The sequence below is a fragment of the Alcaligenes sp. genome (genome assembly GCF_050255915.1).
GTDB lineage: Bacteria > Pseudomonadota > Gammaproteobacteria > Burkholderiales > Burkholderiaceae_B > Alcaligenes > Alcaligenes aquatilis.
Genome location: NZ_JBFWIQ010000001.1, coordinates 454,680 through 469,405, shown reverse-complemented (window position 1 = coordinate 469,405; position 14,726 = coordinate 454,680). Strand labels below are relative to the sequence as shown.

14 protein-coding genes are annotated in these 14,726 nt (G+C 57.1%); 8 read left to right on the top strand and 6 right to left on the bottom strand.

Translation table 11 applies throughout. The features are described 5' to 3' along the window. The first annotated feature begins 33 nt into the window (after positions 1 to 33). From hpnC to hpnE, 3 genes are read left to right on the top strand one after another with little or no spacing between them, the layout of a single operon-like run. Positions 34 to 894: a squalene synthase HpnC gene (hpnC, locus tag AB7E06_RS02100; protein ID WP_395029498.1), complete on the top strand. Its 861-nt coding sequence runs from the start codon at positions 34 to 36 to the stop codon at positions 892 to 894. Positions 895 to 900: 6 nt separating this feature from the next. Next, complete coding sequence (gene hpnD / locus AB7E06_RS02095) at positions 901 to 1,764, top strand: presqualene diphosphate synthase HpnD (RefSeq protein ID WP_094196019.1); 864 nt, start codon at positions 901 to 903, stop codon at positions 1,762 to 1,764. Further along, complete coding sequence (gene hpnE, locus AB7E06_RS02090; RefSeq protein WP_249461498.1) at positions 1,761 to 3,047, top strand: hydroxysqualene dehydroxylase HpnE; 1,287 nt, start codon at positions 1,761 to 1,763, stop codon at positions 3,045 to 3,047. The genes hpnD and hpnE overlap by 4 nt, the downstream gene beginning before the upstream one ends. A gap of 231 nt (positions 3,048 to 3,278) precedes the next feature. Here the strand turns inward: hpnE and speG are convergent, their stop codons facing one another. From speG to alaC, 5 genes are all read right to left on the bottom strand, one after another. Further along, complete coding sequence (gene speG, locus AB7E06_RS02085) at positions 3,279 to 3,836, bottom strand: spermidine N1-acetyltransferase (protein ID WP_427954901.1); 558 nt, start codon at positions 3,834 to 3,836, stop codon at positions 3,279 to 3,281. Positions 3,837 to 3,876: 40 nt separating this feature from the next. After that, positions 3,877 to 4,056, bottom strand: coding sequence for a hypothetical protein (locus AB7E06_RS02080; RefSeq protein WP_427954899.1), 180 nt, complete (start codon positions 4,054 to 4,056; stop codon positions 3,877 to 3,879). Between the two features lie 94 nt (positions 4,057 to 4,150). Next, on the bottom strand, positions 4,151 to 5,560 hold the full coding sequence (thrC, locus tag AB7E06_RS02075; RefSeq protein WP_125278009.1) for a threonine synthase: 1,410 nt from the start codon (positions 5,558 to 5,560) through the stop codon (positions 4,151 to 4,153). Then, on the bottom strand, positions 5,560 to 6,858 hold the full coding sequence (locus tag AB7E06_RS02070; protein ID WP_121738468.1) for a homoserine dehydrogenase: 1,299 nt from the start codon (positions 6,856 to 6,858) through the stop codon (positions 5,560 to 5,562). Before AB7E06_RS02070 ends, thrC begins: the two co-directional genes overlap by 1 nt. Then, positions 6,855 to 8,042, bottom strand: a complete 1,188-nt coding sequence (gene alaC / locus AB7E06_RS02065; RefSeq protein WP_094196013.1) for an alanine transaminase — start codon at positions 8,040 to 8,042, stop codon at positions 6,855 to 6,857. The genes AB7E06_RS02070 and alaC overlap by 4 nt, the downstream gene beginning before the upstream one ends. A 166-nt stretch (positions 8,043 to 8,208) precedes the next feature. Here alaC and AB7E06_RS02060 point away from each other — a divergent pair, with 166 nt between their 5' ends. The 5 genes from AB7E06_RS02060 (at position 8,209) to AB7E06_RS02040 (ending at position 12,970) form a co-directional block, all read left to right on the top strand. Continuing rightward, positions 8,209 to 8,652 carry an Mth938-like domain-containing protein gene (locus tag AB7E06_RS02060; RefSeq protein ID WP_094196012.1) on the top strand — a complete coding sequence of 148 codons (444 nt, stop codon included), beginning with the start codon at positions 8,209 to 8,211 and terminating at the stop codon, positions 8,650 to 8,652. After that, positions 8,649 to 9,116, top strand: coding sequence for a peroxiredoxin (locus AB7E06_RS02055; RefSeq protein ID WP_108727897.1), 468 nt, complete (start codon positions 8,649 to 8,651; stop codon positions 9,114 to 9,116). Before AB7E06_RS02060 ends, AB7E06_RS02055 begins: the two co-directional genes overlap by 4 nt. 52 nt (positions 9,117 to 9,168) lie before the next feature. Beyond that, entirely contained in the window at positions 9,169 to 10,893 is a 1,725-nt protein-coding gene (locus AB7E06_RS02050; RefSeq protein WP_108727898.1) for a PhoH family protein, read from the top strand. 116 nt (positions 10,894 to 11,009) lie between these two features. Further along, complete coding sequence (gene pdxA, locus AB7E06_RS02045) at positions 11,010 to 12,002, top strand: 4-hydroxythreonine-4-phosphate dehydrogenase PdxA (protein WP_427954928.1); 993 nt, start codon at positions 11,010 to 11,012, stop codon at positions 12,000 to 12,002. Continuing rightward, positions 11,999 to 12,970 (top strand): bile acid:sodium symporter family protein, encoded by a 972-nt coding sequence (locus AB7E06_RS02040; protein ID WP_094196008.1) that lies wholly within the window; start codon positions 11,999 to 12,001, stop codon positions 12,968 to 12,970. The genes pdxA and AB7E06_RS02040 overlap by 4 nt, the downstream gene beginning before the upstream one ends. 304 nt (positions 12,971 to 13,274) lie before the next feature. Here AB7E06_RS02040 and AB7E06_RS02035 read toward each other — a convergent pair whose 3' ends face one another. Next, complete coding sequence (locus tag AB7E06_RS02035) at positions 13,275 to 14,645, bottom strand: replicative DNA helicase (RefSeq protein ID WP_094196007.1); 1,371 nt, start codon at positions 14,643 to 14,645, stop codon at positions 13,275 to 13,277. Between the last annotated feature and the right edge of the window lie 81 nt (positions 14,646 to 14,726).

The window sequence follows — 14,726 nt, the reverse complement described above, 5'->3', positions numbered from 1 at the left end:
CTAGTGGAAACGAAAGCCGTATACTGGCGGACTATGTCTATCGAGCACTATGAAAACTTCCCTGTCGCCTCTGTGCTGCTACCTCGTCGGCTACGCCGACCGGTCACCGATATTTATCGTTTTGCCCGCAGCGCCGACGACATTGCCGATGAAGGCGATTTAAGCGCTGCCGAGCGCCTGGAACTGCTGGCGCAGTTCGAAGCCGGAATAGAACAACTGCAATATCACCAGCCTGTCCTGGCCGATACCCCGCACAGCGAAATTTTTGTCCCTTTGGCCAGCAGCATCAGCAACTTCCAATTGCCGCTCAAGCCTTTTTTGGACCTGCTGTCTGCGTTTCGCCAGGACGTGACCACCCACCGCTATCGCGATATGGCACAGGTGCTGGATTACTGTACCCGCTCGGCCAACCCGGTTGGCCGCTTGATGCTGCATCTGTACCAAGCTCACAGCCCAGAGCTGATCGAGCTGGCCGACTCCACCTGTACGGGGCTGCAACTGGTTAATTTCTGGCAGGACGTGGCGCTGGACTGGCACAAGAACCGTGTCTATATCCCGCAAGACCTGCTGGCCCAATATGATCTGGATGACGATTACATCCAGGCCCGCACGCAGTTGCTGCGTCAGCCCGAGGCCGATGCACGCTGGCAGGAAATGATGCAGTTGCTGGTGACCGATGCCCGTCAGCGCCTGCAAGCCGGACTGCTGCTGTCCTCCCACCTGTCCGGGCGCATCAGCCTGGAATTGAAAATGATGGTACTGGGCGGCCTGCGTATTCTGGAACGCCTGGAAGCGGTAAAGTTTGATGTCTTTAGCCATCGCCCCACCCTGTCCCGCATGGACTGGCTACGCCTGATTACCCGCGGCCTGAGCCGTACCTCTTACCGACCCTGAACGTCCATGAGCCCAGACGAGTATTGTCAGAACAAGGCAGCCCAAAGCGGCTCCAGCTTCTACTACGCCTTTTTGTTTCTGCCGCCTGAGCGCCGTCGCGCCATCACGGCGCTGTACGCGTTTTGCCGCGAGGTGGACGATGTCGTGGACGAGGTTCACGAAGAGTCCGTCGCCCGCATGAAGCTGGTGTGGTGGCGCACACAGGTGGCTGATCTGTATGAGGGCCGTGCCCATCACCCGGTCATGCAGGCCCTGGCTCCTCATATTGAAGCGTTTGGTCTGCCACAGGACGAGTTGCTGGCCGTGATCGACGGCATGGAAATGGATCTGGACCAGATGCGCTACCCAAGCTGGAGCGAGCTGGAACGTTACTGTTGGCACGCCGCCAGCGTGGTGGGGCTGCTGTCGGCGCGTATTTTCGGTCAAACCCAAGAACAGACCAGCGACTATGCACAAAAGCTGGGCCTGGCATTTCAACTGACCAATATCATCCGCGATGTGGGTGATGACGCCCGTCGTGGTCGCATCTACTTGCCCCAGGAAGATCTGGACAAGTTTGGGGTGTCGCCCCACGAGATTCTGGACCAGCAGCACTCGGACCGTTTCGAGGCCTTGATGGCTTTTCAAACCGAACGTGCTCAGGACCTGTACCGACAAGCCATGCGCGCCCTGCCTGCTGTTGACCGTCGGGCACAACGCCCGGGCCTGTTGATGGCAGCCATCTACCATGCCCTGCTGGTGGAAATTGCCAATGATCGCTGGCATGTGCTGGAACAGCGCATTTCGCTGACGCCCATTCGCAAGTTCTGGCTGGCCTGGAAAACCTGGGTATCGGGTGGCCGCAGCTTGCAACGCAAACTGGGCCGATGAAAGTCGCGGTTATCGGGGCGGGTTGGGCGGGTTGTGCCGCTGCCTGGCGACTGAAAACCCAGGGCCATCAGGTCAGTGTCTTTGAAGCCTCCCGCCATATAGGCGGGCGTGCCCGCCGTATCCACAGCCCCAATCTGGGGCGCGACACCGATAACGGCCAGCACATCATGCTGGGCGCCTACGCCGTCATTCTGGGCTTGATGGGGGAAATTGGCCTGGACGAAGCTTCCCGTCTGGAACGCAAGGATCTGGACGTGATCTCGGCCGATGGGCATTTCCGCCTACGCAATCGCCCCCTGCCCGCCCCCTTCCATGTATTGACTGGCCTGCTGGGTGCCCAAGGCCTGAGCTGGTCGCAAAAAATCAAGCTGGCGCGCTTGTGCCGCTGGCTGATGAAACAACAATGGCGCACCCCAGCCGGTCTGACCGTGTTGCAGCTTCTGGAGCAGCATCAACAAGACAAGCATGTCATCCGCTTATTCTGGCAACCGCTGTGTGTGGCCGCCATGAACACCCCGATTGAACAAGCCTGCGCCCAATTGTTTGCCCATGTCCTGCGCGACAGCCTGGGCGGTCCCCGACAAGCCAGCCAAACCTTGATCCCGCTGACAGACTTAAGCCAGCTCTGGTGCGAACCCGCCCTGCGCGATATTCAGCTACAGCTAGGCCACCGGGTACAAAGGCTGGAGCTAACAGAATCGGGCGTACACATTGATGGCCTGCAATTTGATGCAGCCATCGTGGCTTGTCCTCCCGTACAAGCTGCTCGCCTGCTGCATAGCCTGCCTAGCAGCCCAGCCAGCGAACAGTTGTTGGCGGATCTGGAGGCGTTTAGCTATATCCCTATCGCCACCCTGTATTTGGAACTGGAGCAAGCTTGGAACCTGCCCCACTCCATGTTGATGCTAGACGATAGCAGCGGCAGCGGTGGGCAATGGCTGTTTGATCACAGCGCCTTGAAACCAGGCAGCGGCGAAACGTTGGTAGGGATCGTCATCAGCGACGCGGTACGTTTGCAAGCCCTGGATCGTGAGCAGGCTATTGCCGCCATTATCGAGCAGGTGCGCGCTCAAACCCAGCATCTGCACGCCATGCCAGCCGTGCGCGCCAGCGAGCTGATTATCGAAAAGCGGGCCACTTTCGCAGCCATTCCCGGCTTGCGCCGCCCTGGGGTCACAACGCCGTGGCCAGCCATTCGTCTGGCGGGCGACTGGACCGATACCGGCTACCCTGGTGTGCTGGAAGGCGCAGTACGCAGTGGTCTGAAAGCGGCGCATCTGTAAGTACCCTCTCTGAGCGGATCACAGACAGAAAGAATATTCCTAGCATCTATCTTTCCAGCTACGCATTCATTCAGTCCTTGCTTTACCGCTAAGCGGGCTTGGCTTGGCTTGGCTTGGCTTGGCTTGGCTTGGCTTGGCTTGGCTTGGACTTTAGACTCGGCTTTAGTTGCCACTTTGGCTACGACGACCACGCGTAACCCCCCTCAAAACACGAGCTATCGAGGCAAGGCACTATTGCGCCAGGGGCGTCAACAAAGTCTGGGCTGGCTTGTTGGCTGCCAAAAAATCAGCCTGGAACAAACGCATACGCACCACATCCCGATATTGGCCGTTAATGAAGAACTCGTGCTTGAGCTCACCTTCCACCTGAAAACCAAACTTCTGATAGATATGGATAGCCTTGTGGTTTTCCTTGTCCACAATCAGCACGATCTTGTACAGGTTCAACACCCCAAAACCGTATTCGATAGCCAGCTTGGTCGCCCGCGAGGCAATTCCCTTACCCTGAAACTCCGGTGCAATAATGATCTGAAACTCTGCGCGGCGGTGTACATAATCAATTTCCACCAGTTCCACCACTCCCGATGGCTGCCCTTCCCACTCCACCACAAAACGGCGCTCACGCTGATCGTGAATGTGCTCATCGTACAGAGCTGCCAGCTCGCCATAGGTTTCGTAAGGTTCTTCAAACCAGTAGCGCATCACACTGGCGTTATTGTCCAGCAAGTGCACAAAGCGCAAATCCTCACGCTCCAGAGGGCGTAATTTAACGTGGGTCGGTTTACTCATGGTTTTTCTATCCTTTCTCTATGTTCGATAGACGAGCCGCCTATCTGCCTATACCAAAGGCCATAGACATCATGCCCGCATATTCCGTGTTTTTGATGAAGGCCTGATAGAAAAAGTTCAGTTGGCTGCCAAGCCGCAGCCCTGCCAGTCTTGTTGCTGCATAACCGGTCAAAAATGCAAAAACCCCGATTTCTGCTTTCCTGCCGAGCAAACTGAACATCAGTCAGGCCAGCAGGAAGATCAAAATCGGGGTTTGAAACGACGACCTAGCCGCTATGGCTGCGCCAGCAAAGAAGCAGCGCAGGTAGCTGGCATCAGGTGGGGGCGTGTTCCTCGATGTAGCGACGTACTTGAGCGACATCGGCATCCATCACGACCACTTTTTGCGGCAAATCTGCCAGACCGCGCAAGTGTTCAGGCACTGGCGCCGGCTGACCAATTGCTTCTTCGATCGTTTCGGAGAACTTGGCAGGCAGCGCGGTTTCCAGCACCAACATGGGGATGCCTTCTTCGCGGAAGTTCTGAGCCACCTTGACGGCGTCCGCCGTGTGCGGGTCGATCAGAGTCTGGTACTGCTGATTCACCTGGGCAATCGTGTTCAAACGATCCTGGTGCGAGCTGGCACCGGCCACAAAGCCGAACTCTTCCTGGAAGCGTGGCAGATGCTCGCTCAGGTCGAACTGGCCTTCTTTGGCCAATTGTTCCCACAATACCTTGACCTTGCTGCCATCACGGCCCAGCAGATCAAACACAAAGCGCTCAAAGTTGGAGGCGCGGGAAATGTCCATGGACGGGCTGGACGTAGCGTAAGTTTGCTCGGAACCACGCGGGCGATAAATGCCCGTGCGGAAGAACTCTTCCAGCACGTTGTTTTCGTTGGTGGCCAGAACCAGCTTGGCGATAGGCAGACCCATCTGACGAGCAATGTGGCCCGACAGAATATTGCCGAAGTTGCCCGAAGGAACGGCAAACGACACCTTTTGACCAGCCTGGTCCGTGCTGCGCAGCCAGCCCCAGAAGTAGTACACCACCTGAGCCGAAATCCGTGCCCAGTTAATGGAGTTCACGGCACCCAGATGCCATTTGGATTTGAACTCCAAATCGCCCGCCAAGGCCTTGACGATATCCTGGCAATCATCGAACACACCTTTTACCGACAGGTTGTGGATGTTGTCGTCTTGCAAGGAGTACATCTGAGCGCGTTGGAAAGCGCTCATGCGACCGTAAGGCGAGAGCATGAACACGCTGACGCCACGCTTGCCGCGCAAGGCGTATTCAGCCGCCGAACCTGTGTCGCCGGAAGTGGCGCCCACAATGTTCAGGGTGCTGTTGCGCTGTGTCAGCACGTACTCAAAAACCTGGCCCAGGAACTGCATGGCCATGTCTTTAAAAGCCAGGGTTGGACCTTGGGACAAGCCCAGCAAGGAGAAACCAGGTTCCAGTTCCTTGACGGGTACCACCTGCTCGCTGTCGAACACGCCAGGTGCGTAAGCACGTGCCGTCAAGGCGGACAGTTCATCAGCTGGGATATCGGTGACAAACAGGCCCAGCACTTTGGCTGCCAGTTCGGGGTAGCTCAGGGCGCGCCAGGACTCCAGCGTTTCTGCACTGACTTGAGGGTAGCTTTCTGGCATGGCCAGACCGCCATCCGGAGCCAGGCCTTCCAGCAAGATGTCCGAAAATGGCTGGGCCTTCATGCCGCCACGGGTAGAGATGTAATTCATTACAGGTTCTCCACGCGCAAACGGGTCACGGCAGACTGTACAAAAGGCAGATTCTGAATCTGGCTGATCGCGCCATTGATGGCACCTTCACGCGCCTCGTGCGTCAGGAAGATGATATCGGCCTGTTCGCCAGCCGGTTCCTGGAACATGGAACCGATCGAGATCGAGGCTTGCGCCAGAATACGAGCCACATCCGCCAGAACACCAGGACGGTCGTCCACACGCAAGCGCAGGTAGTACGAGGACACCACCTCATCCATAGGCAGGATGGGGGTATCGGACATGGCGTTGTGCTGGAAGGCCAGGTAAGGCACGCGGTGTTCGGGTTCTGCAGTTTGCAGACGGGTCACGTCCACCAGGTCGGCCACCACCGCCGACGCGGTTGGCAAGGCACCGGCACCAGCGCCGTAGTACACAGTCTGGCCCACGGCATCACCATGCACCAGCACCGCGTTCATGGCACCTTGCACATTGGCCAGCATGCTTTGCAGCGGAACCAGTGTGGGGTGTACGCGCAGCTCAATACCTTCTTCGCGGGCGCGGGTAATACCCAGCAGCTTGATGTTGTAGCCCAGGCGTTGTGCGTGTTGCAGGTCTTCCAGTGCCAGGCTGGTAATGCCTTCCACGTGGGCCTTGCTAAATTGCACTGGAATACCAAAGGCCAAGGAGGCCAGCAGGCTCAGTTTGTGCGCCGCATCCACACCTTCAATGTCGAAAGTAGGATCAGCTTCGGCGTAACCCAGACGCTGGGCATCGGCCAGGGCCTCAGCAAAGCTGACGCCACGGTTGCGCATTTCGGACAGGATGTAGTTGGTGGTGCCATTGATAATGCCGGCCAGCCACTGAATACGGTTGGCCGTCAGGCCTTCGCGAATTGCCTTGATGATGGGAATACCGCCAGCCACCGCAGCTTCAAACGCCACCATGACACTGCGCTCGTGAGCCGCAGCAAAAATCTCGTTGCCATGCTTGGCCAACAGCGCCTTGTTAGCGGTGACCACGTGCTTGCCCTGGGCAATGGCTTCCATAACCCATTCGCGTGCCAAGGTGTCGCCCCCCACCAGCTCGACCACAATATCGATCTCGGGGTTGCGCACCACGTCCATGCCGTCTGTGGTCAGGGTTACGTCGTCCCCCACCAGCGCACGTGCCTTTTCCAGGTCACGCACAGCAATAGCGACCACCTCAATACGGCGACCAGCGCGGCGAGCGATTTCATCTGCATTGCGTTTCAATACGTTCCAGGTGCCGCTGCCAACCACACCCAAACCCAGCAAACCTACTTTGATAGGACTCATTGAACAAATCCGTCCTTACGGAACATTTCTTTGATGCCGCGTACCGCCTGACGGGTACGTTGCTCGTTTTCGATCAGCGCAAAGCGCACATAGTTGTCGCCATACTCACCAAAGCCGATGCCGGGGGATACGGCTACTTTGGCATCGCTCAGTAAGCGCTTGGCAAACTCCAGCGAACCGATGTCCTTGTAGAACTCGGGAATCTTGGCCCAGATATACATTGATGCCTTGGGGACATCGACCATCCAGCCTGCTTCATGCAGGCCCTTGGCCAATACGTCGCGACGGCGGCGGTATTGCTCCACCACCTCCTTGACACAATCTTGTGGCCCTTCCAGCGCCGCAATGGCGGCCACCTGAATCGGTGTGAAGGTGCCGTAGTCGTGATAGCTCTTGATACGTGCCAGAGCATTGACCAGTGACGCATTGCCCACCATGAAGCCAATACGCCAGCCAGCCATATTGTAGCTTTTGCTCATGGTAAAAAACTCGACCGCTACATCGCGCGCGCCTTCCACTTGCATAATGGAGGGGGCCACGTAGCCGTCAAAGGTAATGTCGGCATAGGCCAGATCATGTACCACCAGAATATTGTGCTCGCGTGCCAGCGCCACAATACGCTCAAAAAAGGACAGTTCCACGCACTGGGCTGTCGGATTGCTGGGAAAACCCAGAATCATCATTTTGGGCTTGGGAATGGACTCCCGCACGGCTTTTTCGATTTCCTCGAAAAAATCCACGCCGGGGATCATGGGCACCGAACGAATATTGGCACCGGCAATAACGGCACCATAGATATGAATGGGGTAACTGGGATTGGGCACCAGCACAGTGTCGCCCTTGTCCAGCGTTGCCAGCATCAAGTGGGCCAGGCCTTCTTTGGAACCGATGGTAACGATCGCTTCACTATCCGGATCCAAGTGCACATTGTAGCGGCGCTCGTACCAATTGGTCACGGCGCGGCGCAGACGCGGGATGCCTTTGGAGACAGAATATCCATGAGTGTCAGGGCGGGTAGCCGCCTCGACCAGCTTTTCCACGATGTGCGCCGGTGTCGCTCCGTCTGGGTTCCCCATGGACATATCAATAATGTCCTCGCCACGACGGCGGGCGGCCATTTTCAGCTCGCCAGTAATATTGAACACGTAAGGCGGCAAACGCTCGATGCGCGGAAAGCGAATCATGGTATTCCTTAATGAGAAAAAGCGAAGACCCAGACCAAAAGGTAAAAGTTAATCAAAGAGTTTAATCCATGATTGACTTACTGAGAATCACTGCAAACAGATCAGGTGCCGCATCGACGCTGGCGCTTTGCGCTATCATCGAAGCTGAAAACCGGAGAGACTCATCGTGCAACTGCAACGCGAACACAATCCAGCCATGAATGCCATCACCGCCTACGGTGAGGACTACGTGGCGATCAACTTTCAAAACCACGATCATTCCATCTTCTTTAGCCCTGAAGGTCCGGTTCAGGACCTGGCCATTCAAAGCGCATCCGAGCTGACAGCCGTGCTGCTACGCCGGATTGCGGGACTGGAATCGGTCCAGCAAGACCCTATGGCCTTTCTGGACGACGCCCCGCCGGCGCGCCCGGACAACGCCCCCGAACTGATTTTGATTGGTACTGGCCAGCGCCAGCACTTTTTGCACCCGGCTGTCACGCAGGAAATGCTGCAGTGGGGCATAGGTGTGGAAATCATGGATACCCAGGCCGCTGCCAGAACCTACAATATCCTCATGGCTGAAGGCCGCAAAGTTGTTGCGGCCTTACTGATACAGGAAAAAGCATGACTGCCGTACAAATTGGTGCCCCTATCCCCGACTTTTCCGTGCCCTCCACCCAGGGCGAGTTCAGCGCGGCTGACCTGAAAGGTAAAATGACAGTGTTGTACTTTTACCCCAAAGACAACACGCCAGGCTGCACCACCGAGTCCCAAGATTTCCGCGACGCTCTGCCCGAGTTCCAGGCGGCGGGCGCGCAAATTATTGGCGCCTCGCGCGACTCGCTCAGCTCGCACGAACGTTTTATCGACAAACAAGCCCTGACGTTTCCTTTGCTTGCCGACACCGACGAGCGCTTGTGCGAACTGTTTGGGGTCATGAAAATGAAAAACATGTACGGTAAACAGGTACGTGGCATCGAGCGCAGCACCTTTTTGATCGACGCCCAAGGTGTGTTGATTCAAGAATGGCGTGGCATCAAAGTGCCCGGCCACGTCCAAGCTGTATTACAGGCTGTCCAGCAAGCCGCCTGAAACCTTACCGTGCCGGCCTGCGGGTCAGCACACAACCAGGAGTACGTGTTATATGCCGCTACCAACGTTGCCCACCAAGCTGGGAACCCTGCTTAGCGAAAAAGATGACAGTGTCATCCTTGCCGATCCACCCGTACCACTAGACGAACCCGAATCTCCTCCTGCCAGCCCCAATGCTCCAGCCCGCAAAGCCGCTGTTGAGCCACGTGCAAAAAAGACGGCGCCTGCCAAGACAGCGCCGGCAGCCCCGGCGGCCAAAACAGCTCCCGCCAGCGCCGCCAAGCCAGCTCCCAGCAAAAGTGCCGCCGCCAGTCCGGTCCAGCAACCCAAGCCCACGACCAACACGTCGGGCAAACGCACTCGTCTGGCCCCTACTCAGCGCAAACTGTTTGTGCTGGATACCAACGTTTTGCTGCACGACTCCAATTCGCTGTTCAAGTTTGAAGAGCACGACATCTTCTTGCCCATGATGGTGCTCGAAGAGCTGGATCACCAGAAAAAAGGCCTGTCAGAAGTGGCTCGCAATGCGCGCCAGGTTAGCCGATCCCTGGAAGGTCTGGTGGGCGATCATGGTCTGGACAAACCCATTAATCTAGATGGCATCGGCAATACCGAAGCGCTGGGCGCCGTTACCTTCCAGACCAGTGCCCTGGATACCAGCCTGCCCATCCAACTGCCGCTGGGCAAGGCTGACAACGCGATTTTGGCCGTGGTCAATGCCCTGACCCAAAGCATGCCCAAGCGCGAAGTGGTCCTGGTGTCCAAAGACATCAATATGCGCCTGAAAGCCAAGGCCCTGGGCCTGCTGGCCGAAGACTACCGCCACGATCACGTGCTGGATGATTCCGACTTGCTGTATGACGGTGTCATGCCCTTGCCGGACAACTTCTGGACCAAACACGGCAAGAATATGGAGTCCTGGCAACAGGGTGGCACCACCTTCTACCGCATCAGCGGGCCGCTATGCAGCCAGTTCATGGTCAACCAGTTCGTGTTTACCGAAGGCGATGATCCCTTGTATGCCCAGGTACGTGAGACCGCCGGCAATACTGCAGTACTGGCGACCTTGCGCGACTACAGCCACGGCAAAAACAATGTCTGGGGTATTACTGCTCGCAACCGCGAACAGAATTTTGCCCTGAACCTGTTGATGAACCCGGATTTTGATTTCATCTCCCTGCTCGGTCATGCCGGTACGGGTAAAACGCTGTTGGCCCTGGCCAGTGCGCTGACCCAGACCCTGGAGACCAAGCGCTACAACGAAATCATCATTACCCGTGCCACGGTGCCCGTGGGTGATGACATCGGTTTTCTGCCTGGTACTGAAGAAGAGAAAATGCAGCCCTGGATGGGGGCCCTGGAAGACAACCTGGAAGTCCTGCACCTGGGCACCGGCAAGTCCTCCGGCAACCTGAGCAATCCCCAAGGCACTGAGGCTCCGCGCAACTCCACCATGGAACTGGTGCGCTCCAAGATCAAGGTCAAATCCCTGAGCTTCATGCGTGGCCGTACCTTCATGAACAAGTTCCTGATCATCGACGAGGCGCAGAACCTGACACCCAAGCAGATGAAAACACTGGTGACGCGGGCCGGCCCTGGAACTAAAATCGTCTGCCTGGGCAATATTGCCCAGATCGACACGCCCTACCTGACCGAGGGCAGTTCGGGACTGACCTACGTAGTAGACCGATTCAAAGGCTGGCCGCATGCAGGCCACATTACCTTGCAACGTGGTGAGCGCTCCCGTCTGGCCGATTACGCCAGCGACGCACTCTAAACCGAATCTCTACTCACTCAAACCGGGTCTTGAACCCGGTTTTTTTTTACCGCCAGGCTACACCACGATCAACAAGCCGATCGAAGATGCAGCATGGGGGATTTTTAATGACTGTTATGAAACGTACCGCACAGCCCATCGGGCTTACCATGGGCGATGCCGCTGGCATAGGCCCGGAAATTATCGCCCGTCTGATGGTTGAAGGTTTGCCCCACCCGGCCGTCGTGTATGGCGATCCGGGTGCAATGCGTCGTGCCTTGACTCTGATTGGCGCTGCCCAGGACTGGCGGGTCGAAGAAGTAAAGCAACCCGTTTGCACGCCCAAAGGGGTGATTGCCGTACTGAATCGCTGGCAAGCCCTGCCCGAAGATCTGCCCTATGGCGAAGTTCACGCCCTGGCTGGACGTGGTGCCTACGAATACTTGTGCCACGCCATTGATGATGCCCAGGCTGGCCTGATCCGTGCCATCGTCACCGCCCCGCTGAATAAGCTGGCCATGCAAAAAGGCGGTATCGATGCCCCCGGCCATACCGAGATTCTGGCCGAGCGCAGCCACACCGAGCACTACGCCATGATGCTGGCCAACGAGCACTTGCGCTCCATTCTGGTCACCATTCATGAACCGCTGGCACGCGTCCCCTCCCTGATTACGAAAGCGCGCGTGCTGCAAACCATACGGCTGGCACAACTGGCCTGCACCCAGGCCGGAATCGCCAAACCCCGTGTGGCGGTGGCCGGTTTAAACCCCCATGCTGGTGAAGGCGGCAAATTTGGCCTGGAAGATAGAGAACAGATCAGCCCGGCTATTGAACAAGCCCGCGCCGAAGGCATCCAGGCCAGCGGCCCCTGGCCCGGCGATACGATTTTCATGCGAGCCCGTCAGGGGGAGTTCGATATTGTGGTGGCCCAATACCATGACCAAGGTCTGATCCCCATCAAGCTGCTGGGTCTGGACGAAGGCGTGAACGTAACCGTGGGCCTACCCTTTATCCGCACCAGTGTGGACCATGGCACGGCATACGACATTGCCGGACAGGGCAGGGCTGATGCTTCCTCCCTGGGCTATGCCTACCGTATGGCGCTTTCCATGAGCGCTCACCAAGCATGATCAAGCGTTTACCGATTGACCCGTTTTTGCTGAAACTGTTTGCCACGGTTGCGCTTGCCAGTCTGCTGCCCGCCCAAGGCTGGGGCGTGCCTTTGTTTCAACACATCACACAGATTGCGATTGCCCTGCTGTTCTTTCTGCATGGTGCCCGCCTATCACGCGAGGCTATCTGGGGTGGCTTGTCCCACTGGCGTTTGCACCTGCTGATTCTGTCCGTCACCTTTGTGCTCTTCCCTATTCTGGGTAGTGGCGTGGCCGCCGTACTGCGTCCCTGGCTGACAGACAATCTGTACCTGGGAGTTCTGTTTCTGGCTTGTCTGCCCAGCACCGTGCAGTCTGCGGTAGCCCTGACAGCAATGGCACGTGGCAACGTACCGGTTTCAATTTGCAGTGCCTCTGCTTCTACCTTGCTGGGCGTATTCATCACTCCCCTGCTGGTCGGCATCATGTTGGCCGGTGCGACCAGCGCCCAGGCAACGGTGTCGCTGGAGGCGGTGGGGAAGATCATGCTGCAACTGTTTTTCCCCTTTGTCTTCGGGCATCTGCTGCGTCCCTTGATAGGGGCCTGGGTGATGAAACGTCAGCAACTGCTGAAAGTCGTGGATCAGGGATCCATCCTGCTGGTGGTGTATACGGCCTTTTCAGGCGCGGTGGTGGGCGGCCTGTGGTCCTCCACCCCATTGAGTGCCTTGGGTCTGATTGTGCTGTCCAACGCCGTTCTGCTGACCTTGGCGCAAGTGCTGGCCTGGAACCTTGGGCGTTGGCTGGGCTTTTCCTTTGAGGACCGAGTCAGCCTGCTGATGTGCGGCTCCAATAAAAGCCTGAGCAGCGGCATCCCGATTGCCAATGTCATTTTCCCCAGTGCTATGGTCGGGCCCATCATCTTGCCGATCATGCTGTTTCACCAGTGGCAACTACTGGTGTGCGCGTGGCTGGCGAAAAGACTAGCTGCCCGCAGCGGAGATTAAAAAGGCATTGAGGCTGTTTAAACAGCCTCAATGCCTATCTATGCCCATCAATCGCCAAACCTCCAGCGCGCCGGCTTCTCCCCTGCTTGCAGGCTGTGGACAACAAAACTCAGATCCACCCTTCCAAAGCCAGAACAAGCCCACTCCCAGCCGAGCCGGTGGCGTTTGCTGCTGATGGCCTGCCTCTGGTCCGGTAAAACATAACAAAGGGGAGGCAAATGCCTCCCCTTAATTCTTCTGCGGTAGCCCGCTCCCGATGCCTAGCAACACTCACCAGCGAGTAGGCATCGCATACCAATCTTTACTACGTCGGCATGTAATCCAAAAAGCGCGTACTGGCGCCAGCAAAGGTCAGACGAACCGAACCAATAGGACCGTTACGCTGCTTACCAATAATGATTTCTGCCGTGCCCTTGTCGGGTGAGTCAGGGTTGTAGACCTCGTCACGGTAAATAAACAAGATCAAGTCCGCATCCTGCTCAATAGCACCCGACTCCCGCAAGTCACTCATCACAGGACGCTTGTTGGGCCGTTGTTCCAGACTTCGGTTCAACTGCGACAAGGCAATCAAGGGACAGTTCAGCTCTTTAGCCAAGCCTTTCAAGGAACGACTGATTTCAGAAATTTCCGTTGCCCGGTTTTCGCCACCGCTTGAGGACATCAGCTGCAAATAATCGATGATGATCAAGCCAAGCTGGCCACACTGCCGCGCCAATCGTCGAGCCCGCGCCCGCACTTCCATGGAGGACAGACCGGGCGTTTCATCAATGTAAATCTGGGCTTCCTGCACCTGCTGCACCGCGTGCGTCAAGCGCGGCCAATCATCGGCAGTCAGCTTGCCGGTACGCATGCGGTGTTGGTCCAGCAAACCGACCGAGCCCACCATACGCATAGCCAACTGCACCGCGCCCATTTCCATGGAAAACACGGCCACCGGCAAACCCTGGGCAATGGCTACGTGTTCGCCAATGTTCATGGAGAACGAGGTTTTACCCATGGAAGGACGACCCGCCACAATCACCAGGTCACCGGCTTGCAGGCCCGAGGTCATCTTGTCCAGATCCACAAAACCCGTAGGCACCCCGGTCACTTCCGAGTCGCCTTCACGATGGTAGAGCTCGTCAATACGCTCTACCACTTGGCTGAGCAAAGGCTGGATTTCCAGAAAACCCTGAGAGCCGCGCGCCCCTTCCTGAGCGATCTGAAACACGCGGGTTTCCGCTTCATCCAGAATCTGGCGGGCTTCCTTGCCCTGAGGGTTAAACGCAGCTGAGGAAATATCATCAGCTACTGTGACCAGCTTGCGCAGCGTGGAGCGCTCGCGCACGATTTCGGCGTAGCGACGAATGTTGGCAGCCGATGGCGTGTTGTGGGCCAGAGCATTCAGATACGCCAGGCCGCCCACCTCTTCCTGCTTGCCCGCAACCGACAGGGACTCGAACACCGTGACCACGTCGGCAGGACGAGCCAGACCAATCAAACGGGTAATGTGTTGCCAGATCAGCTTGTGATCAAAACGATAAAAGTCCTCGTCGGTGACAATGTCGGCCACTCGGTCAAACGCGGCATTATCGAGCAACAAGCCACCGAGCACCGACTGCTCCGCCTCAATGGAATGAGGCGGGACCCTCAGGTAATCCAATGTTGAATCGGATTTGGCTGACTTGCTTTCCATGCATATACCTTCAAATCAAGGAAAAAAATCGACGCCGCAGCCAACAGGATCTGTTGTGCGGTCTTAAACGTGTATCTGGGG